Origin of the sequence: Endozoicomonas sp. ALB032 (assembly GCF_049310125.1) — a bacterium.
GTDB lineage: Bacteria > Pseudomonadota > Gammaproteobacteria > Pseudomonadales > Endozoicomonadaceae > Endozoicomonas_A.
In genome coordinates this window covers 2,810,468-2,834,057 of the sequence record NZ_JBLYNW010000001.1, presented here as the reverse complement: position 1 = coordinate 2,834,057, position 23,590 = coordinate 2,810,468, and the positions used below count along the sequence as shown (strand labels likewise).

General features: G+C 47.4%; 24 protein-coding genes. 13 read left to right on the top strand and 11 right to left on the bottom strand.

Translation table 11 applies throughout. The features are described from left to right. Positions 1-40: 40 nt before the first annotated feature. The 4 genes from ACO6VG_RS10550 to ACO6VG_RS10535 all read right to left on the bottom strand — a co-directional run bounded on the left by ACO6VG_RS10550 (position 41) and on the right by ACO6VG_RS10535 (position 5,278). On the bottom strand, positions 41-1,075 hold the full coding sequence (locus tag ACO6VG_RS10550) for a hypothetical protein (protein ID WP_422473789.1): 1,035 nt from the start codon (positions 1,073-1,075) through the stop codon (positions 41-43). Positions 1,076-2,200: 1,125 nt separating this feature from the next. After that, positions 2,201-3,418 carry a hypothetical protein gene (locus ACO6VG_RS10545; RefSeq protein ID WP_422473787.1) on the bottom strand — a complete coding sequence of 406 codons (1,218 nt, stop codon included), beginning with the start codon at positions 3,416-3,418 and terminating at the stop codon, positions 2,201-2,203. Between the two features lie 241 nt (positions 3,419-3,659). Beyond that, positions 3,660-4,928 carry a type II toxin-antitoxin system HipA family toxin gene (locus ACO6VG_RS10540; protein WP_422136879.1) on the bottom strand — a complete coding sequence of 423 codons (1,269 nt, stop codon included), beginning with the start codon at positions 4,926-4,928 and terminating at the stop codon, positions 3,660-3,662. Continuing rightward, positions 4,925-5,278, bottom strand: coding sequence for a helix-turn-helix domain-containing protein (locus ACO6VG_RS10535; protein WP_422136878.1), 354 nt, complete (start codon positions 5,276-5,278; stop codon positions 4,925-4,927). Before ACO6VG_RS10535 ends, ACO6VG_RS10540 begins: the two co-directional genes overlap by 4 nt. A gap of 199 nt (positions 5,279-5,477) precedes the next feature. On the opposite strand from ACO6VG_RS10535, the gene ACO6VG_RS10530 reads away from it, so the two are divergent. The 4 genes from ACO6VG_RS10530 to ACO6VG_RS10515 all read left to right on the top strand — a co-directional run bounded on the left by ACO6VG_RS10530 (position 5,478) and on the right by ACO6VG_RS10515 (position 7,646). Further along, a complete protein-coding gene (locus ACO6VG_RS10530; protein ID WP_422136877.1) occupies positions 5,478-5,924 on the top strand; it encodes a hypothetical protein in 447 nt (148 codons plus the stop codon). A gap of 285 nt (positions 5,925-6,209) precedes the next feature. Further along, positions 6,210-6,620, top strand: coding sequence for a hypothetical protein (locus ACO6VG_RS10525; RefSeq protein ID WP_422473785.1), 411 nt, complete (start codon positions 6,210-6,212; stop codon positions 6,618-6,620). A gap of 168 nt (positions 6,621-6,788) precedes the next feature. Next, a complete protein-coding gene (locus ACO6VG_RS10520) occupies positions 6,789-7,106 on the top strand; it encodes a hypothetical protein (RefSeq protein WP_422136876.1) in 318 nt (105 codons plus the stop codon). 66 nt (positions 7,107-7,172) lie between these two features. Further along, positions 7,173-7,646, top strand: a complete 474-nt coding sequence (locus tag ACO6VG_RS10515; protein WP_422136875.1) for an FKBP-type peptidyl-prolyl cis-trans isomerase — start codon at positions 7,173-7,175, stop codon at positions 7,644-7,646. Between the two features lie 47 nt (positions 7,647-7,693). Here the strand turns inward: ACO6VG_RS10515 and ACO6VG_RS10510 are convergent, their stop codons facing one another. After that, positions 7,694-9,292 (bottom strand): ABC-F family ATPase, encoded by a 1,599-nt coding sequence (locus ACO6VG_RS10510; RefSeq protein WP_422136874.1) that lies wholly within the window; start codon positions 9,290-9,292, stop codon positions 7,694-7,696. A 103-nt stretch (positions 9,293-9,395) separates the two neighbouring features. On the opposite strand from ACO6VG_RS10510, the gene ACO6VG_RS10505 reads away from it, so the two are divergent. Next, positions 9,396-10,469 carry a methyltransferase domain-containing protein gene (locus ACO6VG_RS10505; RefSeq protein WP_422473783.1) on the top strand — a complete coding sequence of 358 codons (1,074 nt, stop codon included), beginning with the start codon at positions 9,396-9,398 and terminating at the stop codon, positions 10,467-10,469. Positions 10,470-10,690: 221 nt separating this feature from the next. Here ACO6VG_RS10505 and ACO6VG_RS10500 read toward each other — a convergent pair whose 3' ends face one another. Next, positions 10,691-11,344, bottom strand: a complete 654-nt coding sequence (locus ACO6VG_RS10500) for a ChrR family anti-sigma-E factor (protein ID WP_422136872.1) — start codon at positions 11,342-11,344, stop codon at positions 10,691-10,693. Further along, positions 11,341-11,952 carry a sigma-70 family RNA polymerase sigma factor gene (locus ACO6VG_RS10495; protein ID WP_422136871.1) on the bottom strand — a complete coding sequence of 204 codons (612 nt, stop codon included), beginning with the start codon at positions 11,950-11,952 and terminating at the stop codon, positions 11,341-11,343. The genes ACO6VG_RS10500 and ACO6VG_RS10495 overlap by 4 nt, the downstream gene beginning before the upstream one ends. Before the next feature lie 120 nt (positions 11,953-12,072). On the opposite strand from ACO6VG_RS10495, the gene ACO6VG_RS10490 reads away from it, so the two are divergent. The 6 genes from ACO6VG_RS10490 to ACO6VG_RS10465 all read left to right on the top strand — a co-directional run bounded on the left by ACO6VG_RS10490 (position 12,073) and on the right by ACO6VG_RS10465 (position 17,445). Continuing rightward, on the top strand, positions 12,073-13,458 hold the full coding sequence (locus ACO6VG_RS10490; protein WP_422473781.1) for an NAD(P)/FAD-dependent oxidoreductase: 1,386 nt from the start codon (positions 12,073-12,075) through the stop codon (positions 13,456-13,458). Then, positions 13,455-14,309 (top strand): DUF1365 domain-containing protein, encoded by an 855-nt coding sequence (locus ACO6VG_RS10485; protein ID WP_422473779.1) that lies wholly within the window; start codon positions 13,455-13,457, stop codon positions 14,307-14,309. Before ACO6VG_RS10490 ends, ACO6VG_RS10485 begins: the two co-directional genes overlap by 4 nt. Further along, the gene (locus ACO6VG_RS10480; protein ID WP_422473777.1) at positions 14,310-15,617 is read left to right on the top strand and encodes a class I SAM-dependent methyltransferase; all 1,308 of its coding nucleotides are present in this window, start codon (positions 14,310-14,312) and stop codon (positions 15,615-15,617) included. It begins immediately after the preceding gene. Between the two features lie 22 nt (positions 15,618-15,639). Further along, a complete protein-coding gene (locus tag ACO6VG_RS10475; protein ID WP_422136867.1) occupies positions 15,640-16,185 on the top strand; it encodes a DUF3833 family protein in 546 nt (181 codons plus the stop codon). Next, the gene (locus ACO6VG_RS10470; protein ID WP_422473775.1) at positions 16,182-16,955 is read left to right on the top strand and encodes an SDR family NAD(P)-dependent oxidoreductase; all 774 of its coding nucleotides are present in this window, start codon (positions 16,182-16,184) and stop codon (positions 16,953-16,955) included. The genes ACO6VG_RS10475 and ACO6VG_RS10470 overlap by 4 nt, the downstream gene beginning before the upstream one ends. Before the next feature lie 91 nt (positions 16,956-17,046). After that, positions 17,047-17,445 (top strand): hypothetical protein, encoded by a 399-nt coding sequence (locus ACO6VG_RS10465; protein WP_422473773.1) that lies wholly within the window; start codon positions 17,047-17,049, stop codon positions 17,443-17,445. Positions 17,446-17,498: 53 nt separating this feature from the next. Here the strand turns inward: ACO6VG_RS10465 and ACO6VG_RS10460 are convergent, their stop codons facing one another. After that, complete coding sequence (locus ACO6VG_RS10460; protein ID WP_422473771.1) at positions 17,499-19,046, bottom strand: cryptochrome/photolyase family protein; 1,548 nt, start codon at positions 19,044-19,046, stop codon at positions 17,499-17,501. Between the two features lie 120 nt (positions 19,047-19,166). Here ACO6VG_RS10460 and ACO6VG_RS10455 point away from each other — a divergent pair, with 120 nt between their 5' ends. Further along, positions 19,167-20,222 (top strand): hypothetical protein, encoded by a 1,056-nt coding sequence (locus tag ACO6VG_RS10455; protein WP_422411117.1) that lies wholly within the window; start codon positions 19,167-19,169, stop codon positions 20,220-20,222. A 52-nt stretch (positions 20,223-20,274) separates the two neighbouring features. Here the strand turns inward: ACO6VG_RS10455 and ACO6VG_RS10450 are convergent, their stop codons facing one another. Continuing rightward, complete coding sequence (locus ACO6VG_RS10450) at positions 20,275-20,997, bottom strand: acyltransferase (protein ID WP_422473769.1); 723 nt, start codon at positions 20,995-20,997, stop codon at positions 20,275-20,277. A gap of 130 nt (positions 20,998-21,127) precedes the next feature. Here ACO6VG_RS10450 and ACO6VG_RS10445 point away from each other — a divergent pair, with 130 nt between their 5' ends. Then, on the top strand, positions 21,128-21,745 hold the full coding sequence (locus ACO6VG_RS10445) for a class I SAM-dependent methyltransferase (RefSeq protein ID WP_422136861.1): 618 nt from the start codon (positions 21,128-21,130) through the stop codon (positions 21,743-21,745). Here the strand turns inward: ACO6VG_RS10445 and ACO6VG_RS10440 are convergent. After that, positions 21,742-22,833: a prenyltransferase/squalene oxidase repeat-containing protein gene (locus ACO6VG_RS10440; RefSeq protein WP_422473767.1), complete on the bottom strand. Its 1,092-nt coding sequence runs from the start codon at positions 22,831-22,833 to the stop codon at positions 21,742-21,744. The genes ACO6VG_RS10445 and ACO6VG_RS10440 overlap by 4 nt on opposite strands. After that, positions 22,826-23,584 carry a class I SAM-dependent methyltransferase gene (locus tag ACO6VG_RS10435; protein ID WP_422136859.1) on the bottom strand — a complete coding sequence of 253 codons (759 nt, stop codon included), beginning with the start codon at positions 23,582-23,584 and terminating at the stop codon, positions 22,826-22,828. The genes ACO6VG_RS10440 and ACO6VG_RS10435 overlap by 8 nt, the downstream gene beginning before the upstream one ends. Positions 23,585-23,590 lie beyond the last annotated feature (6 nt).

Here is a 23,590-nt window from a genome sequence, read left to right as displayed (position 1 = left end):
TTTTGTAGTAAATATTACCGTTTAAACATGCCCAACGGAATCAATCTTTGACTACCTGACCAGTTGATTTTGCAGACGCCTCAAATTCAGTTTTTGCAGATTGGTAACCGGGAGCACCAGGAGCAAAATAGAGTTCATCAAACAAATTATTTGTTTCAATATATGCAGATTCCCCAGATGTATATTGTTTAGCAAATCTTGTCTCACTAACAGTTTGAGTTACAGTCAATAACACTTCACCCCTGTAATAGACACGATAATGAGTACTGCTATAACCTTCACAACATGAACAAATATTATTCCCGTCATGAACATCTTCGCCCTTTGAAATATCGCAAGGTTGAAGATATTCAAGTAATTGGATGGCGTTCTCGAATACCTGAATCTTCGGGTTAGGTTTTTTTGCGCGATAGTGCTCATCGTTTTCAGTCAGGATTTTTTTTAACCTGTTCATATGCTTTATGATGCCTGGCACAGTTTTATGAGCTTTTGAAGCGGTCGAAGAAGTACGCCTACGCTTCGATTGTTCAGTGTCAGAAGAGGCGTCAACATGCTCATCTACTTCCTCAAACCTGCGTTTTTTTGACACTTTCTCCTTTCTCCTTTTCTCCTTTTTCCGTTTCTCTTTTTTTCTTTTCTTAGCTTGTCTCTCTACTTTTGCAATAGCCTTATCGGCGCGTGGCTGAGAGCGTTGTTTTTCTTTCATCGCGTGATGACTTTGGCTTGTCGAACTTTCAACGGAATTCAGCGCCCCTTCATCAGACTCACTACTGTTGGATGATAGAGAGAATTTACAAATGCCATAACAGGCAGCGACATAGCAATTTAAACCAAAAGTATGCTGTTCTTCTTCAGGGTCTTCCTTTCCATCGTCAGAGTCAGACGCCAGTGGATAAGTGAAATAGCCTGCAACACGGGTAGTTGTCCCTGAGCCTGAGGCTTGCTGACCGGATGATTCTGATTGTGGGTTTTGTTGGTCATTTTGTTGTTGGCTTTGTCCGGGTAGCACCAAAGTGGTGATCGCAAACGAGTCATCCTGACTTACCCCCAGCTGACCCATTGACTTAAACAGCATCGAATCGGGCTTCCAATAGCTTTTTAAAAGCCAGCCGACAGTGACAAGCGCTTCTGCAGGTATCCATGAATAATGTTTGTCACTCAGAGCGGCGTGATTGGTTGCCAGGATCAGTTCGTAAGCAACCAGCAGATTGGTGACGAAAAGCAATCGCCATGAAATGGACTCACTAAAGTTCATTTTTAGCCCGTAAACACCGTGTCTGCCTGGCTTGTCATCATGTGGCAAAGTTGATCCTGCACAGTCGTTTGTGTCAGCAAGGTCTGTCGGATTGCCCAACAACGGATTGAAGTTGTGCTTTACAGAAAAGCTCTGAGTGATTGGCGTATGCTCGATAACAAAATGTCTTGTCAACGATTCTGCCTGACAGACAATAGACAGCGCTAAAAGCAGGAACAGCAGCGTCGCAAAAAGCGATTGTTTCATTATTCGACCTGCGCACTTTGACACTCCCCGCCTTGTCGAGGGTGTCACAAAAGAGTAAGCAAGGCTGATTTATTTTCCCTGCCCCTGGCAGTTCCCATCCAACAAATCAACATTCAATTTCATCCATAGTAGGGTAGCAGCCAGGTTCACGTTGTTACGGAGAGTTCCATCATTGAGGGTTAACAGGCCCCGAGTTTCATCGATTACCTGATTCACCTCCTTTTGACGTTCTTCAGGAATTTTCTCCAGCAACCGATTCAGATTCTGCTGTCCCTGAGTCAGGTGTGCAAACCTCAGAGGAAACTGGCGTAACTGACACAATGTAACGAAATCGGGTTCCGGCCCCGATATATTCAAAATGTGGATCATCATGTAAATAAAAGAGTCGAGGTCTTGCGCATCAAAGGCAGGTTAGGTTTTGGTATACGAACTGGGTCGGCGGATAAGATAGAGGACAGAATTGTATCTACACCATAACCAGAGACCAATGATGAAGTGTAAGGAATTGTAGCCTGACTGCCAGCTGAAAAAAAATATGCTGGCAAAAATAAAGACACAACAATTACTCTTCATTATTGATAACCAAGCCCAAATAGAAGCGAAAACATCATTCTAGACAAAAAACTCAGATTTTCCTCACTCTTGGATAACTTATTTAATCTGAACCAGCACCCGGTCATAATATACGTCATTAAGTACCTAACCAGTTGATTTTGCACACGCCTCAAATTCACTTTTTGCAGATTGGTACCCGGGGGCATCAGGAGCATAATAGAGTTCATCAAATAACGTACTGGTTTTAATATCTGCTAACTGTCCACAACTGTACTTAGTTGAAAATCTTCTTTCACTAACAGTTTCATTAACAGTGAATAACACATCACCTTTATAATAAACATGGTAATAAGTATTGATGCCAAAATCATAGTTTCCACAGACATCAGGCACGAATTTAACATCTTCACCTTTTGAAATAACCCAAGGTTGAAGATATTCAAGTAATTGGATGGCATTCTCGAATGCCTGAATATCCGTGTTAGGATTTTTCGGGCCATAATGCTCATCGTTTTCAATCAGAATTTTTTTTAAAGAGTTCATGTGCCCTATAATACCTGACACAACTTCATGAGCTTTTGCGACTGCCGAAAAAGTGCTGTGCTCCGCTGGAAAGGCGTTAACAAGTGGCTCACTACTATCAGATGATTGTCGGAGTTCACAAACACCACAACAGGAACCGACGTAACAATTTAAATCCAAAGTATGCTGGTTTTGTTCAGGGTCTTCCTTTCCGCCGCCAGATCCAGACGACAGTCGACTTGTGATAGAGCCTGAAACACGGGTACTTGTCCCTGAGGCTTGATGACCGGATGATTCTGATGGCGGCTTTTGTTGGTCACTTTGTTGTTGCTTTTGTCCCGGGAGCATCAAAGTGGTGATTGCAAACGAGTCATCCTGACTTGCCTCCAGTTGATCCATTGGCTTAAACAGCAGTGAATCGGAGTTCCAGTAGCTTTTTAAAAGCCAGCTAACAGCGACAAACGCTTCTGCTGTTATCCATGAATAAGGTTTGCCGCTGGAAGCGGTGTCACCTTTGGCCAGGATCAGTTCGTAAGCAACCAGCGGATTGATGGTGAAAAGCAATCGCCATGAAATGGACTCGGCAAAGCTCTTTTTTCGCCCGAAAACAACAAGCCTTCGTAGTTGGTCATCAGGCGGAAAAGTTGCCCATGCATAGTCGTTTTTATCGGCATTGTCTGACGGGGTGTACTGCAATGAATTCAAGGCGCACTTAATAGAAAAGCTCTGGTATAACTGTGCATGCTCGACAAGAAAACGTGTTGTCAACGATTCTGCATGACAGATGACAGACAGCAACAGAAGCGGTAAGAGCAATGTCGTAAAAAACAGCTGTTTCATTATTCGGTCTATACAATTTAATTTTGTGGAGATTAATTAATAGACCAGAAAAATGGCAAATCAAAAAAATAACTGTAATTTGCCTTCAGAAACAAACCAAAGGTTGCCGCAAAAAAAGTTTGTAGACACCATTGCCACTAGCACCATCGCAGTGTCTTGAGAGCTGGGAAGATGGCAGACCATCCGCTGAGCAATACATGAGGCCTTGCCCCTTCTTTCACTTTTCTTCATCAAGATAGGTTTACAGCCTGAAATCCTGATGCAAGTTTTTCCAATGCTCTGTTAACTTTTCTTTGTGTTTCACATTCATCGGAAGTTCTTTAATAGCGGAATGCCACAATGTTCGGGCCCTATACATTACATCTTCTAGATGAGGCCTTACTGCTCGCCATGGTATGCCCGATTTTTCTGACCACGCCTTGAAGTTTGAGAATGATACAGCATACCAATCTTTTGTTTTTCCCAAATTCAAAGCAAAGTTTCGCTCCCCATCGATATACACATTTGTCGTTACTATGTCATAAGCAGGAGATAGCCGTGGTGTCACCTTGTCTTCGTATAAAAGACTCCAGTTTTTTAAATGCGCGTCACCATTTGCCAACAAAATATTCACTAACAGTCGTCTTGCGAACTGCTGTACATCTGTTAATGCATCACCAGAAAACTCGTACAAGACCCTGGCAATCTGTTCATAGTTTGCGGTGCGATATTTTTCATGGGGATACTTCACCAATACTTGTGCGAAGTCTTCCATATGAACTCGCCTGCTCTTTTTTCGATCAAAACGCTTTATCGCAAAAGCAAGGGATTCTTCAGGTAAATTGATTTGTGGCAGGTTATCCAACTGCCCCATATCAACCAGCTTGATTTCCGGTATATCAATACCCGCTATGGATGCCAGAGTCATCGCCGAATATTCATTAACAGGAACATCTCTATATTTTGTTGATGGCGTTTTTATAATCCAATCGCCTAAAACCCCGGATTTACAAAGGTTATAACGCCCATCCTTTTCTTCCATTGAAAACTTCATCTGGACGCCTGCCAGGGAAAATTTATTTTCTCGTTCTAATTTTTCGAACTTAATCACTTTCGCATTTCGATAATGACCTCTGGAAATAAGGGATACAACATCATCAGGTACGTGTTCTGGCTCTAATGGTGTGGCAATGATTGCTCCGGGCAAATCTTCCCCCAGATAAGAGAAGATTTGAAATTCATTATCAATATGCACCTTTAATCCCTGTGCAATGAGTTCTCGCAGCGATCCTTCTGGTAATAAATTTGATAGCGTTGGATGCAAGCGTTGATTTCGTGCCCAAGGCTCTGACATCAATTTATCAGAATGAGGAAATGCAGGATGGGTGATCAGGCTAAACGTTGACCGATGAATATTACTGCTAAATTCATCGGCAAAAAAAAGTACATTCCTACCACTCTGGTAGCCAGCCAAATAACCCACGCACTCTCCATGAAGTGTCAGCTTAATGACGTTAACATCGTTGCTCACGAATCATCTCCAAGCAAATCTTGCCACGGATCATCAAACAAGCTTTTCTTGTTCACTGAATTAGACTGATCTCTTTGGCCTGAGCTAACACCTTCAGATCCTGCCTCCTGCTCTTCGTTAACGCTTCTCCCCAGGACGGTCAGAACCGCCCCAAGCTTCTCTTTGGGTATAAGCACTACTTCACTATTTAAGCCCTTTGCTATCAATTGGAGCGTGTCAAGCCGTGGATTCCCTTTAGACTCCAGGCGCTGATATTGCTGGCGGGAAACACCAACACGCAGCAACATGTCGTTTTGTTTCAGACCTAAATCCAAGCGCCTTTTTTTAAGTTGCTGAAGCAAAGTATCCATATCATCTTGTCAACTTACTAGTTGCTTTGTTAGCTATAAAGAAACATATTAGTTTCATTTTTGAGAAAAGCAACTAATGTATTGCTTTACAATTTTCCAATCCATTGAATCAGACCCAAAGCAGCCAGAATTGCAAGTTTTCAGTCAAATGCTATTTTTTCATGTCCAATCATGAATTAATTACCATTGAGGTCGCTTTATGAAGAATTACCTGTTTGTAATAATGCTTGGGTATACGAGTGTTTTCTCAAGCACTGCCCGCTCTAATGACGTCTGCGTCGTCCCTCGCAGCTACGATCAAAAACCCATGTTGTCAGGTTTATACGATGAGGAAAACTCCAATGATGACTACGTCGTCCCTCACAGCCACAATCGAGAACCCATGCTGTGGGGTTTATACGATGAGATAAGCTTGAGGAGGACCTTGCTGGCATTGCACGCAATGGGGCTTGTTGTTTATTGGGTTATTCCACGTGCATGTCTAGGCGCTGCTGGAGGATATTATTTTTTCTCTGGATCACCCCACATCAGGGCGTTGAAGGGTGCTGCAATTCTGGGAGGGCTATCAGCATGTGCATTTTCAACTGCAGCTGGCGTTATGCTTTATAATTGCCGCATAGATAATGTAAAAGAGGGGTCGCACTGAAAGAAAAACAGATCACCCGTATATTTCTTAATCTCCCTGGCTTAAAGCGTCGATAACCTCTATTGTTCCTTGCACAATATATAACCTGCTGCCTGACTCTCAAGTTAGCTTTCGTTTCTTTCTTGCCTTTTCACCAAAGATGCTGATTCCAATCAGAACCTTCTTAGCTTGGACGATGGTTCAATAATTTTTTCAATCACGCTCAAAGCAGCCCGGCTTGCAAGCTTTCAGTCAAATGCTATCCTGCGTGTTCAATCAGGAACTAATGGCCATTGAGATCATCTAATGAAAAACTTCCTGTTTGTCATAATGCTTGGATATGTGATTATTTTCTCAGGCGCTGTCTTCTCCAGTGGCAGCAGTGATCATGGCAATTACAATTATGGCTGCTGCGATGATGATGACAACTTTGGTCCTGACAGCTACAGCAAAAAAACCATTTTGTGGGGTTTATACACTCCGAAAAGCTTGGTGAATACTTTTGCGGCATTGTTCGGAACGGGAGTTGTTGTTTTTACTGTGACTCCACACGCATTCATAGGCGCTGTTACAGGGTATTGTATTTACCATGGATCACCCCACATCAGGGCGTTGAGAGGTGCTTTAATCTATGGAGGTCTGGCAGCATGCGTATATTCACCTCGAGTTGGCATTTTGCTTTATGACTGGAGCAGAGGTAACGGGGGATCAGACTAAGCCAGTAATCTTCGTCAAAACAGTCCTTCACCGGCCAGTGGCAACTCCTGTCCTTTAAAAACACAACCCTTTTCGATGAACAAACTTTAATCTACCGGACACGATCTGTTTATCCACAACCCTCTACACTTGAGCCATGACTAACTTCCTCCCTGATCGAGGTAAATCATGGAAAAATGGCTCAATCAATTAAAAAATGACTTCATTCACGTTAAGACTGCTTTTTTTGAGCAGCGTAATGGCGCTGCCATCAGCCCGTTTAAAGCAATTCTCGGCACCGTTATTCTCACGGGCCTGTTTGTACTGATGTTGCCGCTGATCATGCTGATCTTTATGGTTCAGATGGGGCTGATTCTGGTGGGTATGGTTGCTGTTCTTTTTATGGGGACCCGAAAACAGAGTGGACAATGGCCCAAAGAGGAAAAGCTGGTTAATCCCAAACCTGAGCCCGCAGAAACCGACAGGGAAGCGGAGATAGGAGGCTGATATTTTTGAGTTAGCTGTCCGGATAAGGTATTTTTCATCGACTTATCCACAGATCGGGTGATCCTTGTGTCTACTGCTATCCTCATTGTTTTTATTGCTGTCATCTTGTTCTGGGGCAAACGCCGCTTTGACCAGAAAAAACAACTGGCTCAGGAGGCCCTGGTTCAGGGTCAGGCTTTTCTGGAAAAAAACCGGAATGAAGAAGGCGTGATGACTACAGAGTCCGGATTGCAGTACAAGATTCTTGAGAAGGGTGAAGATTCCGATCACCCCACAGCCACCAGCAAAGTGAAAGTGCACTATCACGGTACGTTAATTAATGGTCAGGTGTTTGACAGTTCTGTAGACCGTGGACAGCCGATTTCTTTTGGACTGAATCAGGTGATTCCGGGCTGGACCGAAGGTCTGCAACGGATGTCGGTAGGCGACAAGTTCCGACTGTTTATTCCTGCCAATCTGGCGTACGGCAGCGGGGGTGCCGGTAAAATCCCCGGCAACTCTGCGCTGATCTTTGATGTGGAGCTGCTGGGTATCGAATAAACCATTCATTCATGATAAGGGCAGAGACCCTCTGCCCCATTAATCACTTATTCTTCAACAACCCCCTGCTTGCGCAGGTAATCGTCATAAGTTCCGTGGAAATCGACGATGCCATTTTCTGTGATTTCAATGATGCGGGTCGCCAGAGACGATACAAACTGACGATCATGACTGACAAAGATCAGTGTGCCCGGATAGTTTTCCAACGCCAGGTTCAGAGATTCAATGGATTCCATATCCATGTGGTTAGTCGGCTCATCCATCAGTAATACGTTCGGTTTTTGTTGAATCAGTTTGCCGAACAACATACGGCCCTGCTCACCACCGGAAATAACGCGGACTGACTTTTTGATGTCGCTCTGGGAGAACAGCATACGGCCCAGAACACCACGGATCACCTGCTCATCGTCGCCTTCGTTCATCCATTGACTCATCCAGTCGTACAGGTTCATATCCTTATCGAACTCGTCGCTGTGGTTCTGGGCGTAGTAACCGATATCAGCGTTTTCTGACCACTGGATAGTGCCTCCCTTCGGTGCCATCTTACCGGCCAGAGTATGCAGCAATGTGGACTTGCCAATACCGTTCTGACCAATGATGGCAATGCGCTCACCTACTTCAACCATCAGGTTAACGTCGTTGAACAGCATGTTGTCCTGGTAACCCTGGGACATTTTTTCCATCACCAGCGCATTGCGGAACAGTTTCTTTTCCTGTTCAAAACGGATAAACGGATTCTGTCGGCTGGAAGGTTTAACCTCTTCGAGCTTGATCTTGTCGATCAGCCTGGCCCTGGAGGTCGCCTGCTTGGCTTTGGAAGCATTGGCAGAAAAGCGACTGACAAAACTCTGGAGCTCCGCAATCTGGGCTTTCTTCTTGGCATTATCAGCCTGCATACGCTCACGAGCCTGGGTAGCCGCAATCATGTACTCGTCGTAATTACCCGGGAACGTTCGCAGCTCACCGTAGTCCAGATCAGCCATGTGGGTGCAGACACTGTTCAGGAAGTGACGGTCGTGGGAAATAATGATCATGGTGCAGTCGCGCTGCTTGAGTACCCCTTCCAGCCAGCGGATCGCATTGATGTCCAGGTTGTTGGTGGGTTCGTCCAGCAGCATGATGTCCGGATCGGCAAACAATACCTGAGCCAACAGAACACGGAGCTTCCAGCCCGGGGCAACAGCACTCATTGGACCATAGTGTTGCTCCAGAGGAATATCCAGGCCCAGCAGCAGTTCACCGGCACGGGCTTCGGCGGAATAACCGTCCATTTCACCAAACAGAACTTCCAGATCTGCGACACGCATACCTTCTTCTTCTGTCATGTCAGCCTTGGCATAAATGCGGTCACGCTCTTCCTTGACCTTCCAGAGTTCGGCATGGCCCATGATCACGGTATCAATCACCGTGTTTTCTTCATAGGCGAACTGATCCTGGTTCAGCTTTGCAATACGCTCGTTGGGATCGTAGCTGACATTGCCGGCAGAGGGTTCCAGTTCGCCACTGATAATTTTCATCAAGGTGGACTTACCACAACCGTTAGCACCGATCAGACCGTAACGGTTGCCGTCGCCAAACTTGACGGAGATATCTTCAAAGAGGGGTTTGTCCCCGAATTGCATGGTCACATTAGACGTTATCAGCATAACCTAGCTCCCCCTTGGCGATCTGCCTGACCAGACAGCCTATACATCATTTAAAAGATAAACCGCCAATTATTACACAAATGTGCCTGTTTGGTTATCAGAGGTGCTCCATACTTCCCTGTTGATAGTGACAGTGTCCGTCAGCAAACGGCTATGGCCTCCCGGTTTGCCGCTGGCAATAGAAGAAGGATCTCACTATTATCAGCTAACTGCCCGAGCTCTGTGCGGACATACAGGCTTATCCAAAGGAATTAATAATTTATATTCTATGACCATCTTCGCATTTCTTTCAGGCATCCTGTTAACTTGGCTGGTAATGTCAGGACTTTTGTCCCAGCTGATCAGTCTGATCGTCAATATCTGGTGGCCCCCTTCTAATGGAGAGCGTGGCATGCTGGCTGATCAGTGGCTTTTGAACAGTGGTGTATCAACTTCCTCCGGCTGGAGGCTGATCGGTTATTGGCGCGAGACTTCCGATTATGGTCATGCCTGTTCCGAGCTGGCAGGTCTGCTTGCCGATAAAGCCTGCCTCTCCAATCAGGATAAGGTTCTGGATGTGGGTTTCTCCAGCAACGATCAGCTTTTGGTCTGGCTCGATTATTATCAGGTTGATTCACTCACCGCATTGGCAGAAACAGAGCAACTGCTGGCAGGCGCCCAGGACCAGTGTGATCACTATGACCAGCTGAAGCTGGTAAGAGGCCACGAGCTGGAGCTGGCGAAGCTGGAGGCTGATTCTTTTGACAAATTGCTGGCCCTTGATTGCGCTTACCAGTTTGATAACAAATCGCGTTTTTTCAACAACGCCAGAAAAGTCCTTAAGGATGGCGGCAGCCTTACCCTGACCGATATGATACTCAGCCGCCCTTTCAGGAATCCCATGGAACGAAGAATGGTAAACCTGCTGGCAAGACCCTGTGGTATTTCTGTGAAAGGCTTAATGGTTCGGCAAAAGTATGAATTCCATCTTAAAGAAGCGGGCTTTGAAAAAGTTGAGTGTCTGGACATCAGCCAGGATGTTCTTTCGGGCTTCTGCTTCTGGTTCTCGCAGCACTATCGTCAACTGTCGCCTGTTACCCGTCCAAAAGTCTGGATTCGTTTGCGGCTGCTGGTCTGGTTTATCCGCTGGATGCAACACCGGGGATTGCTGGAATACCACGTCATATCTGCACGATGATGACAGTTATGTTTCATTATCCACAAATATTGTGGATAACCTTGTGACTTCTTTCTGGATACATCTGGAAGCCTCATTAAACGGTTTTTTTGTCAACTGATCAAAAAACAACCAACTATTTATGTAGATACTTTAAGGCTGTCGTTTAGATTCAGTCGTCGGAATGCAAAGAGTGTGGATAACCCATGCATCCCGGAAGACTGACTGTAAAATGACTCAACTCAAAGCTGGAAGAAGGGTTGCAGAAGCCTGGGAACGAGACCATTGAATCGTAAAGGTGCATCAGTGGCAATCAGACAAATGCAGTCTTCGCCTGTGTCTGCCACCGGTTGATGTTGAACGTCCGGGTCCAGATCGGCTACATCTCCAGCGCAGAATCGACCCAGCTCATCCGAATAGGAACCTCTCAATACCATGGTAAGTTCTGAGCCGGTATGCCCGTGGGAAGGCATGCAGGTGCCAGGTGCGATCTTTAACAACCGCAGGTTGCTGCCACCAGACGCTGGCAGTAAGAATTGCTTCAGGCCCGGAGCCATGTACCGCCAATGCAGATCGTCCAGGTAATAGCCGAGCAAGGGTCTGAAAGGAGCCGGTATATCGGCATCAACCGGAACATCCCGCTCCTCTCTGCTACTGACGGGAGCCTGCTCAATCTCATCAAGCAGGGCAAGAATGTCGTCTTTAGCATGGTCAGACATGGGTGCTGGTTCTAACTCTTCCAGTAAACTGATACCGACTTGTTCAGCTTCCTGAACCTGTTGTCTGCAATGACTGCAAACACTCAGATGAGCAGCAACCACAGTAGCAATGGCATCAGGCAGACTGCCCGCAGAGTAGCTCATCAGGGTGCTGAGGTCAGGATGATGTGTAGTCATTTTAACCCTCCCGCCTGACTACGAAGTTTGTTGAAAGCCAGTCTCAAGCCTGACTTGACACTGCCCAGAGGCATGTCCATGTCTTCAGAAATTTCCCGGTGGCTTTTTCCTTCGTAGTAGACCTTATACACCAACTGAGCCTGTTGTTGAGGCAGGCTCTTGAGAGCGGACTTGATCTTTTCTGAATCAAGCTCCGCCATGGCTGGCTCAAAATGGCTTTCCGGATAATTATCTAACGGCGTCATCAAGTCCGCTTTTTCCTTTCTCAACCGATCAATCCAGAGGTTGCGTGCAATCCTGAAGATCCAGGTGGACGCCGTAGATTTCTCGGGGTCGTAGCTTTTGCAATGTCTCCAGACAGAGAGCATGGTTTCCTGAACCAGCTCTTCAGCCATTTCTCCGTGTGCGCCTTTAGTCATCAAGTGTCTTTTGAGTCTGGGTGCAAAAAAACTGTACAGGAGCGCAAACGTTTGTTTGTCCCGATAGCGGCCCAGATCAACCAATGACTGCTTGAGCTTGTCTGGCATTTCAGAGTGACTGTTTTCTGAATCCATTGTGGTCTTGTTCGTAGATGGACTTATCATGAGAGTATCGTGTGTCCAGCTCATTTGTCTCTCTTTACGCTATGAAATGTCGTTTGGATCATCTGGATTCCGATTTTTTAGTGAGTGATCCAAATAAATCGTTATAGCGTAAAAATCTTGAAGATTATGTTTACAGGTCGCCCTATGACAGCTAAAGGACTCAGCATTGCTGTAATTGGATCAGGCATCAGTGGGCTTTCCAGCGCCTGGTTACTGTCCAAGCAGCATCAAGTCACTCTATTTGAAAAAGATGATCGTTTTGGAGGTCACAGTAACACGGTGATGGTTCAGGATGATGACCAGTCTATACCCGTGGATACCGGTTTTATTGTCTTCAATGATAAAACTTACCCCAATCTAACAGCTCTTTTTGACCATTTGGATGTACCTGTCACCAATACGGATATGTCTTTTGCGGTATCCATGAATAAAGGACAGACTGAATATTCCGGAACAGACCTGAATGGACTGTTTGCCCAAAGGTTGAATGCCGTTAAGCCCGGATTTCTGAAAATGTTGCTGGATATTTTCCGGTTCTATCGGTCCAGTGCCAAATTAATGAAACAGCTGGACCCATCAGTCACGCTCCGGGAACTGCTCACAGGTCGGGGCTACAGCCAACGTTTTATGGATGATCACCTGGTGCCAATGGGAGCGGCTATCTGGTCAACGCCATCCGATCGAATGCTGGATTATCCCGCCCTGGCTTTTATGCGTTTTTGCCAGAATCACGGCTTACTGCAGCTGACAAATCGTCCTCAGTGGCAAACTGTCGATGGCGGTAGCAAAGAGTATGTTCGCCGCATTCTGGACGACATGGACGGCCTGGCCATCAAAAATCGCTGTGTTCGAAAGGTCAAGCGCCATGCAGACCGGGTTATCATTTCTGACTTGCAGGGCGATACTCATGAGTTTGATCATGTTGTTATGGCCTGTCACGCAGATACTTCTCTGGCGATGTTGAGTGAACCCAGTGAGTTGGAACAATTACTGTTAGGATCGTTCAGTTTCCAGCGTAATCGGGCTATTTTGCACAGTGATGAACGACTGATGCCTAAACGAAAAAGAGCCTGGGCGAGCTGGAACTATTTTGGCACCCAGAGCAATGAGGGTCCTTCCGTCACTTACTGGATGAATCGTCTTCAGCATCTGGAAGGTCTTCCTCTGTTTGTCACTCTCAACCCTTCCTTAGAGCCTGAATCTATTCATGGTTGCTACCTCTACGACCACCCTGTGTTTGATCGAAATGCTCTGGAGGCACAATCAAGATTATGGGAGTTACAGGGCCGTAATCGTACATGGTTCTGTGGCGCCTGGTTTGGTTTCGGTTTTCATGAAGACGGCCTTCAATCCGGGCTGGCCGTTGCCGAAGCACTGGGTGGAAAAAGAAGACCCTGGTCTGTTGAAAACCAGAATGACAGGTTGATCTGGCCCGAACATGGTATCGGGAAGAGGCCGGTTTCTCATTTTACAAACAGCACTACCAACAAGGTTACAGACAGCAGTGTCAGTAATGGGAGGCGGACATGAAGTCAGCGGTCTATTGGGGACAGTTAATGCATAACCGTATTCGGCCCCGGAAGCACCGTTTCAGTTATCGGGTGGCTTCCTGGCTTATCGATCTGGATGAGCTGAATCAGCTTGATGACGAGCTCAAGCTGTTTTCAGTGAGCCGATTCAATGTGCTCTCTTTTCATCCAAAAGACTTTGCTGACGGTTCCGGAAACTGTCTCAAAACCCAGGCAACCAAGCTTTTGTTGGCATATGACATCCCGGCACCTGAACAAATCTTTATGTTGTGTTACCCCAGAGTACTTGGCTATATCTTTAATCCTCTGACGGTCTATTACTGTCTGGACTCAGAGCAGAAACTGTCTACCCTTATCTATGAGGTGTCCAACACCTTTGGTGAACGACACAGTTACGTTATACCGATAGAAAACAGTGAGGGTAAAAAAACAACCTTTCACCAGTCCGTCAAGAAGCAACTTCACGTTTCACCCTTTTTTGAAACCGAATGTGAATACCGTTTCAAGGCCCGCTTGCCCGACCAGATTCTGAAACTTGGCATTCATCTACATAATGCTGATGGCCAGCTATTTGCAGCAGTTCTCAAGGGCGAGCGACAGGCGCTCAGTGATCTGAACATTCTCAGGCAGTTGTTTGTTCTGCCATTGCAGGCTTTCAAGGTAACTCTGGCCATTCATTGGGAAGCTCTCCGGCTATTCATTAAAGGTGTTCGGGTAGTTCGCCATGTTCCAAAAGATCGCTTCTTCAGTTGGAGTCGCGGCATCACACACCGCTGGAATAGCACCCTGAAACGCACAGGAAAAACAACAACCATGAACGAACAAAAAAAGTACCAGAAACAGGGGGCGTAAATGTTGGACATCTCAGGAAAAACCCTGTCGCAGAATGGATTGCCTCCCGGGCAGAGCGCAGCTAACCTCCATGCTGAAAGAAGCGCCCACAGCGAAGGAAATGCCCTTGGCGAAGGTGAATTGTTTCTCAATAAAACATCGTCCAAAGCCGTTAATTGGCTGGTTAAACGGTTGGAGAAGGCTTCGCTGAGTCGTATTGAGTTAGTACAAAAGAACAGTGTGATAAAAATAGGTTCGTCTCTACGGGACGTACCGATTGCCAGAGTCAGAATTAATCACCCTTTCAGCATGCTCCTGGCAGCCAACCGGGGGATCATCGGGCTGGCAGAATCTTACATGAAAGGCGACTGGGATACGCCAGACCTGCAGGCTCTGCTGGACTGGGGAATGTTTAATGAAAAGCAGTTAGACAAGCAATTTTCCTCAAACTGGCTATTTCGAAAACTGAATCGATTAAGTCATCTTTTAAACAACAATAGTCGCTCAGGAAGTCGTCGCAATATTGCCGCCCATTATGATCTGGGCAATGACTTTTACCGATTGTGGCTGGACGACTCCATGACCTATTCCAGTGCCTTGTTCAGCAACAACGATGAAACACTTGAACAGGCTCAGGCCAATAAATACAGATGGGTACTGAACTGGCTGGATGTGATGCCAGAACATTCCGTGCTCGAAATCGGTTGTGGCTGGGGAGGTTTTGCCCGCTCATTACAGCAGCAGGGAGGACAGAATTATTCCGGAGTGACGCTGTCCAGAGAGCAGTTACAGTTTGCCCGTGATTCGCTTCAGCAGGATGCCGGTTTTAACTTTCAGCTAAAGGATTACCGGGATATCCAGGGACAGTACGACCGCATTGTCTCCATAGAGATGTTAGAGGCCGTGGGAGAGAACCACTGGCCCATTTATTTCCGGAAAGTGTTTGATGCCCTCAAGCCTGGCGGAGTGGCGGTGATTCAGGTGATTACCATTGATGAAGAGCGCTTCAGCGATTATCGGGCGGAAGCCGACTTTATTCAGCGTTATATCTTCCCGGGCGGCATGCTCCCGACAGACCAGGTGATCCACGACCAGTGTCATCAGGCAGGCCTGAATATCGAGAACACTCATTCCTTTGGCCGTGATTACGCCAGAACACTTTCAATCTGGGCCCAATCATTCAGGCAACACTGGCCAGAGATTGTGACTCTGGGCTTTGACGAACATTTTAAACGTATGTGGTTGTTCTACCTGGCTTATTGTGAAGCCGGCTTTAAGCAGGACAGCATTGACGTGAGACTTTATCGAATCAGTAAGCCCGGTATATGAAGCAGGCAGGGAGGTCTTAGTTATGCGGGAAGCAATACAGAAGCGATACAGGCAGGACCAACCTGTTCTAACCATTGAACAATATTTCCAGGGCACCACCTATGCCTGGGGAGAGTTTGTTGATCGCTTTGGTAAAGTGCGGAACTACTTTGAAGTCATCATGAAAGGTCGAATAGAAGACAATACACTAATACTGGATGAGGACTTTATTTATGACGATGGCACTGCATCCAACCGGCTCTGGAAAATAAAAACACTGGATGACAGCCACTACGAAGGTCAGGCAGATGATTTGATCGGTCTGGCCACAGGCAGCAGTCAGGGCAACACCTTTAACTGGACCTATGAAATGAATTTACCCATCAAGGGAATCAACTGGCGGGTGAAATTTGATGATTGGCTGTTCCTGCAGGAAAATGGCCAGATTCTCAATATTGCTGATGTCAGCAAATGGGGGTTCAGGCTGGGCACCCTGACCTTCTATTTCAGTAAAGATGCTTCGCTGATCAGTGCATCATCGCTGGAAAAACTGCAGCTTTCGAATACAGAATCAGAGAAGGAAAAATGAAGAAACTCCCATCTCTGAAAAACAAGGTAATCTGGATTACCGGTGCCAGTCAGGGAATCGGTCGCCAGCTGGCTTTAATGATGGCCCGTCAAGGTGGCACGGTCATAGCTACGGCGCGAAGTTTCGGCAATCTGGACCGGCTACAGAACGAAGCGCTTGATCTGGAGGGAGTTATTATCCCTTTGCCTGCCGACGTGACCCGTCAGGATGAGGTGACGCGAGTAGCCGAGGAGATTATGAGCCGCTTTGGTCAGGTGGATATTGCCGTATTGAATGCAGGCACATTTATTAAAACAGCAGGCGTGGATTTCAGATCCACCCATATGCGTCAACACTTCGAATTGAATGTGATGGGCGTCTGTCATTGTCTGGATGCGTTAATCCCCATGATGGTGAACCAGCAGTCGGGAACCCTGGCGATTAATGCCTCGCTGGCCGGCTATCGTGGTTTACCTGCTGCCGCCGCTTATGGGGCCAGCAAGGCAGCTCTGATCAATATGGCTGAGTCCCTGTATACGGATCTGAAACCGAAAGGTGTGGATATCAAACTGATCAATCCGGGATTTGTAAAAACCCCTCTGACGGATAAAAACACCTTTGAGATGCCCTTTCTGATGGATGCTGAGCCAGCAGCAGAAGCTATTCTGCGCGGTTTAAATGGCAAACATTTTGAAATTCGATTTCCGAAGGTGTTTGGCATGATGATGGGAATGCTCAGAATTTTGCCCTATAGAGCCTATTTTGGTGTGACCGGTCGGCTGAATCAATAATGGTCTCTTCAGGTTGTGCCAGAATGGACTCAACGGCACCCTGTTTCGGAGACTTGGGAGGCTGATCAACCAATAACAGATCTCACTCTTTATGAAATTTGCCAAGTACCTCATCATCCTGACCGCTGTCCTGGCTGCCATTGTCTGGTTTGGGGTAATGGATTCGTTCAGCCCATTGGCGAGAGAGGATATTACCCACCCCGTATTTACCATTGGTGATGCCAGCTATCAGAGCGCCCTGTCGGAAGGCAAAAATATCATCAAGTTTGGGCCTATGTTCTGGGGGTTATATCCCGGTGGATTGGCGTTTAAAAGTGCCAGAGAAGCCACAGCTTTTATGCAAAATAACCAAAGTGAACTGGATAAATTTGCTTCCGGCTGGGCGGTTTACGAATTGACCGGGGATTTTGAAATGGATACACATTCATCAGGCCAGCATCGCTATTTAAATCAATCGTTACTGGTCAGGCGGCGAGTGGGCCAACCTTAGCCAATACAAAAGCTCTAACATGTTCGGCTGGGCAAGGGTTTAAGGCGTTTTTGCTAAAGCTCGTCTATTTCCCCCAAATACACCTCTGCCTGATGAGTAATAACTGCCTGTTCATCAACGGACTGTTTATCCCAGTTCTTGTAAATCATGCCGATTCTGGGGTTCTTGCTCAGTTGCTCTCTGTGTTTCACCATAAAATGCCAGTAAAGACTGTTGAATGGGCAGGCCCGCTCACCGGTTTTTCGCTTCACGTCGTAGTGACAGCTTTTGCAGTAGTCACTCATCTTGTTGATATAGTTACCGCTGGCCGCATAGGGTTTTGAAGCTAACAAACCACCGTCTGCAAACTGGCTCATGCCACGGGTGTTTGGGAGTTCGACCCACTCAATAGCGTCCACATAAATGCCCAGGTACCACTCATCAACCTGACCGGGGTCGATTCCTGCCAACAAACAGAATGTGCCGGTAATCATCAATCTCTGGATATGGTGGGCATAGGCATAATCCAGAGACTGACCAATCGCCTCCTGCAGACAGGTCATTCGGGTTTCGCCGGTCCAGAAAAAGTCCGGCAATGCACGCTGAGCCTTGAAGTAGTTGAGTGAGGAATATTCTGGCATGTTGACCCAGTAAATGCCCCGAACGTACTCCCGCCAGCCAAGAATCTGTCGGACAAATCCTTCCACCTGGGCAATGGAGATGGACTCGGGGTCTGCTCGCCAGGCTCTGACTGCGGCCTGAATCACCTGCATTGGGGTCAGCATTTTACTGTTCAGGGCAAAGGACAGACGAGAGTGATAGAGGCTCCATTTTTTATCACTCCGGTGAGTCATAGCGTCCTGAAACTGCCCGAACCGCGGCAATCCGTGTTGACAGAAGTAACGCAGTTGTTTGAGTGACTGCTGCCTCGTAATCGGCCAGATCAGCTCGGGAGTGGCTTTACCAAAATATTGAATATTTTGTCTGTTCAGCCTTTCCAGAATGCCTGTCACCGGATTACTGAACACCAGTGGCTCCGGGATCTCTTCAAGATCACTGGCTTTGAAGTAGTTACGGTTCTCCTGGTCATAATTCCACTGTCTGCCTTCTGGCTGATCGCCGTCCATCAGAATGTCGAATCGCTTTCGCATCTTGCGATAAAAGTGCTCCATCCTTGTGGCTTTGCCCTGAGAGAAATAGCTCGAAAGCTCATCAAACGGCAGTAGAAAGTGTTCGCTATCGACTTCCTGGACAGGGACACCGATATTCATGTCCTGCAACTGCCTCAGAAGCCGGTATTCATCGGCTCTCTGGTATTGAAACCGCTTGATCCCGTGGGTTTTGACCAGCGCTCGCAGAAGGGATGGCAAATCCTCGTATTGAGCCGTCTCATCGAGGGTTAAATGCAAAACCTCATGGCCGGACTTTGCCAGTGCCGCAGCAAAGGCTTCCATCGCTGCAAAGAAGGCACAGATCTTTTGTACATGGTGCTTTACATAGGAGGCTTCCTGATAGAGCTCTGCTATCAGATAGAGGGTATCCGGCTCTTTGTTACTGAACCAGCTATGGCCAGCGTATAGCTGGTCTCCGAGGATGAGCCTCAGTGTTGAATAGGTTTTCATAGAACCTTCGCAAGTATCTGCCTACATCCTTACCTTTAATGCCTTCTGGGGCAAGAGGAACTTTCTCACCCTTAGTCGTGTCTAAATTATTAAACGGATTTACTATCAGGAGGTACCATTATGAAGTATTTATGGACAATTCTATTGATTCTGGCCCTGCCACTTAAAGCTCCAGCGGAAGAAATCAATCAGGGAATGATTGATATGGTTTCCACAGCCTACGGTTTGAGCGTATCGGGCGCCTATCCCGAGACTGCTTTAGTGGTCGGCAATTCTGCTTATTATGAACAAATGCTCGCTGCCGGAGCCATCGGTAACGACCACTCTGTGGACCCTGCTTTCTCTGAAGCCTATACAGCTCTTGGAGCCAAGGCTGAGGAGAATTTTTCCAAACTCTGTGAAGCCTATAAATTGTCAGCTTCCGAGAGTAAACCGACGGCACAGGATGTTCTGGATGCCATGAAGGCGCTGGACTTCGGCAGGCAATTTAATGCCGGCATTGAGGCATCCCGCAACAGAGATGACGGGCTCTTACTTTACAAAACGCCTTCCCTGATTAAAAAAGCTTTTAAGTCACTCCTGCCCTCTCGTGCAAGAAGTTTCAGAAAGCTCATAGAAAGCAGCCATGCCAGAACCATGATTTTCAATATCAATAAAGATCTTGTTAATTTACTGGGCATCGGTTCAAAGGCACGTACTGACCAGGTTAATGACATCGTCAGCTTTACCTCGAACAGCAAAGATTCAAGACTCATAAGGAGCAACACCGGCAATGCCGAGGGCATGAGCAAGGGGTTTAATGCCGTAGCCGGTGGATCTGGCCTGCAACTAAGTAAAGTAGACCCCGGAAAAGTCGTCAGCCATTACAGTGGCAAAAGTCAGGCTGATGTCATCATTGCTGCCGTTACAGAGCACGCTGCAAAACATGAAGACGTCGTCTACCTGCTGGCATTTTATGGTCAGTCCAAATACCAGTATTTCACCGTCAGCATTGCCAGGGGGTTCATCAACATTACCTTTGCGGCTGATGATAACAAACCGATTCCGGTCGTCATTGCCTCAATGCCCGCAAGCAGAGTCGATTATTCAACCCTGGCGGCAGCCATTAATGACTTTATGAGAGGCAAGGATGAAGTGCCGGATCTGCTGGGAATCTGGAGAATGGCTGACCTGTAAACTCGCTTGATTCCGGGCTAATTGTTCATGAGAGCCTGCCGGGACGTCAAAGTTAATCCCCTTTTCTGGGAAAAAGCTTGTGACGAACCCAGCCTCTCAGGCTATTCCCCCCCAAAACATAGCGATCCAGTTCCTCCTGCATGTGAAGGAAACGATCGCTGTCCCGAAACATAAATTCTCTTTTCAGCATCCGGCGTTGGGGGTTCAGCTTTTTAATGACTTTGGCCGGATTGCCTCCCACTACCGTATTGGGAGGCACGTCTTTCACAACCACCGCACCTGCTGCCACAACACTGTTCTCGCCTATGGTGATACCCTTGCCAACTTTTGCACCATGCCCTACCCAGACATTATCTTCCAGCACAATAGGTTTGCTGCAATGGAAGGGGCGCAGACGGTTATAGAGACCGTGCCAGTCGCTGTCGGATATGTAGCAATCGGCGGCTAACATACAGTTGTCACCAATGGTAATGCTGGCTGCTGAAGATATTGTAGTTCCCGGAGATATCAGGCAATGATCACCTATTTTGATATCACCCTGGATTCCCCGGCCGCTCCAGGTGGAAAGACTGACCGGGTTATGGCGGATACTGATCAGGTGGACAAAACGACCAATGGAAATACCGGCACCATGAACATTGACAGTAGAAGGGTGAACCACCATGGGGTGTTCGCCCAGATGTTCAAAATGTTTGCTGAAAAAGTGCCGGATATAAAACCGCTGCCAGCGGTCTGAGAGCACCTTGATCCAGAAAGGTTTATGATTTTTACGCACTGTCCAAGCCTGATTTGTTATTATGCCTTTGCAGCCAGTCATCTGACTGAACTACTTCCGACGTATAAATTGAAAAAAACGAACGACCTTTTTACAGACAGGTCTTTTACAAACGGGTCTTTTACAAGCTATGCCTCTAAAACTGCCACTCAATATCGATTCGGTTAAAGGCTTTCTGGCACCGGATGAAGGTGAAGCACTTTATCAGTTCGCCCTGAAAGCCAGCCAGCTGGGCCCCTGTCTGGAAATTGGCAGTTACTGTGGCAAGTCTACGGTCTACCTGGGTGTTGCCTGTCAGCAAAATAACAGTGTGCTCTACGCCGTCGATCACCACCGGGGTTCAGAAGAGCACCAGCTGGGAGAAGAGTACCATGACAGTGACCTCTACGATGCCAGCATTCAACAGATGGATAGCTTTAAAGCGTTCCGAACCACAATGCGCGAAGCCAAACTGGAAGATACGGTTGTCCCTGTTGTTGCACCTTCAGCGGTAGCATCCCGTCACTGGGCCACGCCTCTGGGCATGGTGTTTATTGACGGCGGTCACAGTGAAGCAGCCGCCCGGACAGATTTTCGCAGCTGGGTCAGCTTTATCAAGCCCCGCGGCATTCTGGCCATACACGATATCTTCCCCGATCCGAAAGACGGTGGGCAGGCGCCTTACAATATCTGGAAGCTGGCGAAAGCCTCCGGATTGTTTGAAGAGCTGCCCATGGTCAACACTTTGGGGCTTTTCCGCCGCCTTTAATTGTTGACTGCTGCCAGAGCTTCTTCGGTTTCTGGCAGTTCCACTTCCGGTTTTATCTCCAGACTCGATTCCAGAAACAGACGGGAAGCGGCTGTGTGTTCGGTCAGAGCATCGGCTGCCAGCAAAATAGCACCGGCAGTCCAGGTCGTTTTTTCCTGCGGCCAGATCACCTCTTCAACGTATTGATAGCCTGTCCAATAGCCGCCATCACTGTCACGCCAGTTGTGCAACCAGCTATAGAGCTGAGTGGCTTTCTGCTTTTCACCGGCAGCCAGCAGCGCCATGGTCAGCTCGCAGGATTCAGCGATGGTGACCCAGGGTTGATCGCTGACACAGAGACAGCCCATGTCTTTACGTACAAACTTGTCCCAGAATGTCTGGATTCGGTCACGGGCTTCCTGACCACGGAAGACACCGGCCAGAATGGGATAAAACCAGTCCATGGAAAAACGCTCTTTGCTTTCCCAGGTGCGGTCGAAGTACTCGGGATGGAATTTCAGAGCCTGCCCCAACTGTTGCCAGGCATTGAGCCATGGCTCAACCTTCCTGTTCAGCGCTTGAGCGATCAGAATGGCGCATTCGAGACTTTTCAGAACCGAAGAGCAGCCTGTAATCAGCGCATCTTTGTGTGGCTCACCATCTTCCATGACCGCCCAGTAAATCTCACCAGTAAACGACTGTTGTCGTAGTACAAACTGGATGGCACTTTCGACCATGGGCCAGTTCAGTTCCAGAAACCCGATATTTTCAGTAATCAGATAGTGATGCCAGACACCGGTCGCCACATAGGCGACAAAGTTCGTTTCTCGCTTATCACTGTATAGAGGCTTGCCGTCCTGATAGTTGGCGAACCAGCTGCCATCTTCCAGCTGCTCTTTTCGCAGCCAGCCATAGGCGCTTTCAGCTTCAGAATAATGACCAATAATACTCAGTCCCATGGCCGCTTCGGTATGATCCCAGGGGTCCAGCTTGCCACCGGTAAACCAGGGAATGCTGCCATCTTCCTGCTGTACAGAGAGGATGTGCTCTGCCGTTTTGTTGAGAAAATCTCTTGGGAACAGGCCTTTGGTCAGCAGCAGGCTATCCATAACAGACCTCCTTGTTGGTATCGTTGGATTTACCTCTGCCTGACTCCCACTCGAAGTACATCACGACACTTTTTCCCATGACCGGATCAAGCAGCTTTTCGGTAATGCGGGTCACCTTCGGCTTTTTCATAAGATCCCATACCAGCAGTTTGTGATAGTGATCGACCAGTTTAGAGGGCTGTTCCCATTTCCAGCACTTCAGCCACCAGTAGGGAACGTGCAGGGCGTGAGCCCAGTGTCGTGAATAACGACGCCAGCCAAGCGATTCGATATCATGGCGCAGATGCGTGGCGTTGAAGATGCGAATATGGCCACCTTCCACCTCATGGTATGCTTTGCTCAGTCGCCAGCAGATCTCTTCCGGCCAGGCTCTGGGCACACTGACTGCCAGCAAACCATCGGGCTTCAATACCCGTTTGATCTCGGCCAGCACCCCCAGGTAATCGGGAATATGCTCCAACACTTCGGAACAGATTATTTTGTCGAACGTGTCGTCTTCAAAAGGCAATTCCAGAGCGTTGCCCTGAATAAAACGAAGACTGCGACCGTCTTCTGCCCCCTGCAGAAATTGTTCAGACTCCTGCTGCCTGTCACGGGCTGTTTGCAAGTCTTTTTCGCAAAGGTCCAAACCTGTCACATCCACTCTGACCTTCAGCCAGGCTGCGATGGAGTGACGGCCCTCACCGCAACCCACGTCCAGCACTTTATCGCCACTGCGTAACTTCAGACGATTAAAATCTATGGTTTGCATATTGTT

What these genes read in the sequence shown, in the direction of transcription:
- ACO6VG_RS10475 (WP_422136867.1), top strand. Translation starts at nt 15,640, where the DNA reads ATGCGGGAAGCAATACAGAAGCGATACAGGCAGGACCAACCTGTTCTA.
- ACO6VG_RS10545 (WP_422473787.1), bottom strand. Translation starts at nt 3,418, where the DNA reads ATGAAACAGCTGTTTTTTACGACATTGCTCTTACCGCTTCTGTTGCTG.
- ACO6VG_RS10495 (WP_422136871.1), bottom strand. Translation starts at nt 11,952, where the DNA reads ATGAGCTGGACACACGATACTCTCATGATAAGTCCATCTACGAACAAG.
- ACO6VG_RS10440 (WP_422473767.1), bottom strand. Translation starts at nt 22,833, where the DNA reads ATGGATAGCCTGCTGCTGACCAAAGGCCTGTTCCCAAGAGATTTTCTC.
- ACO6VG_RS10550 (WP_422473789.1), bottom strand. Translation starts at nt 1,075, where the DNA reads ATGCTGTTTAAGTCAATGGGTCAGCTGGGGGTAAGTCAGGATGACTCG.
- ACO6VG_RS10445 (WP_422136861.1), top strand. Translation starts at nt 21,128, where the DNA reads ATGCCTCTAAAACTGCCACTCAATATCGATTCGGTTAAAGGCTTTCTG.
- ACO6VG_RS10510 (WP_422136874.1), bottom strand. Translation starts at nt 9,292, where the DNA reads ATGCTGATAACGTCTAATGTGACCATGCAATTCGGGGACAAACCCCTC.
- ACO6VG_RS10480 (WP_422473777.1), top strand. Translation starts at nt 14,310, where the DNA reads ATGTTGGACATCTCAGGAAAAACCCTGTCGCAGAATGGATTGCCTCCC.
- ACO6VG_RS10470 (WP_422473775.1), top strand. Translation starts at nt 16,182, where the DNA reads ATGAAGAAACTCCCATCTCTGAAAAACAAGGTAATCTGGATTACCGGT.
- ACO6VG_RS10525 (WP_422473785.1), top strand. Translation starts at nt 6,210, where the DNA reads ATGAAAAACTTCCTGTTTGTCATAATGCTTGGATATGTGATTATTTTC.
- ACO6VG_RS10435 (WP_422136859.1), bottom strand. Translation starts at nt 23,584, where the DNA reads ATGCAAACCATAGATTTTAATCGTCTGAAGTTACGCAGTGGCGATAAA.
- ACO6VG_RS10535 (WP_422136878.1), bottom strand. Translation starts at nt 5,278, where the DNA reads ATGGATACTTTGCTTCAGCAACTTAAAAAAAGGCGCTTGGATTTAGGT.
- ACO6VG_RS10490 (WP_422473781.1), top strand. Translation starts at nt 12,073, where the DNA reads ATGACAGCTAAAGGACTCAGCATTGCTGTAATTGGATCAGGCATCAGT.
- ACO6VG_RS10485 (WP_422473779.1), top strand. Translation starts at nt 13,455, where the DNA reads ATGAAGTCAGCGGTCTATTGGGGACAGTTAATGCATAACCGTATTCGG.
- ACO6VG_RS10455 (WP_422411117.1), top strand. Translation starts at nt 19,167, where the DNA reads ATGAAGTATTTATGGACAATTCTATTGATTCTGGCCCTGCCACTTAAA.
- ACO6VG_RS10500 (WP_422136872.1), bottom strand. Translation starts at nt 11,344, where the DNA reads ATGACTACACATCATCCTGACCTCAGCACCCTGATGAGCTACTCTGCG.
- ACO6VG_RS10465 (WP_422473773.1), top strand. Translation starts at nt 17,047, where the DNA reads ATGAAATTTGCCAAGTACCTCATCATCCTGACCGCTGTCCTGGCTGCC.
- ACO6VG_RS10460 (WP_422473771.1), bottom strand. Translation starts at nt 19,046, where the DNA reads ATGAAAACCTATTCAACACTGAGGCTCATCCTCGGAGACCAGCTATAC.
- ACO6VG_RS10520 (WP_422136876.1), top strand. Translation starts at nt 6,789, where the DNA reads ATGGAAAAATGGCTCAATCAATTAAAAAATGACTTCATTCACGTTAAG.
- ACO6VG_RS10530 (WP_422136877.1), top strand. Translation starts at nt 5,478, where the DNA reads ATGAAGAATTACCTGTTTGTAATAATGCTTGGGTATACGAGTGTTTTC.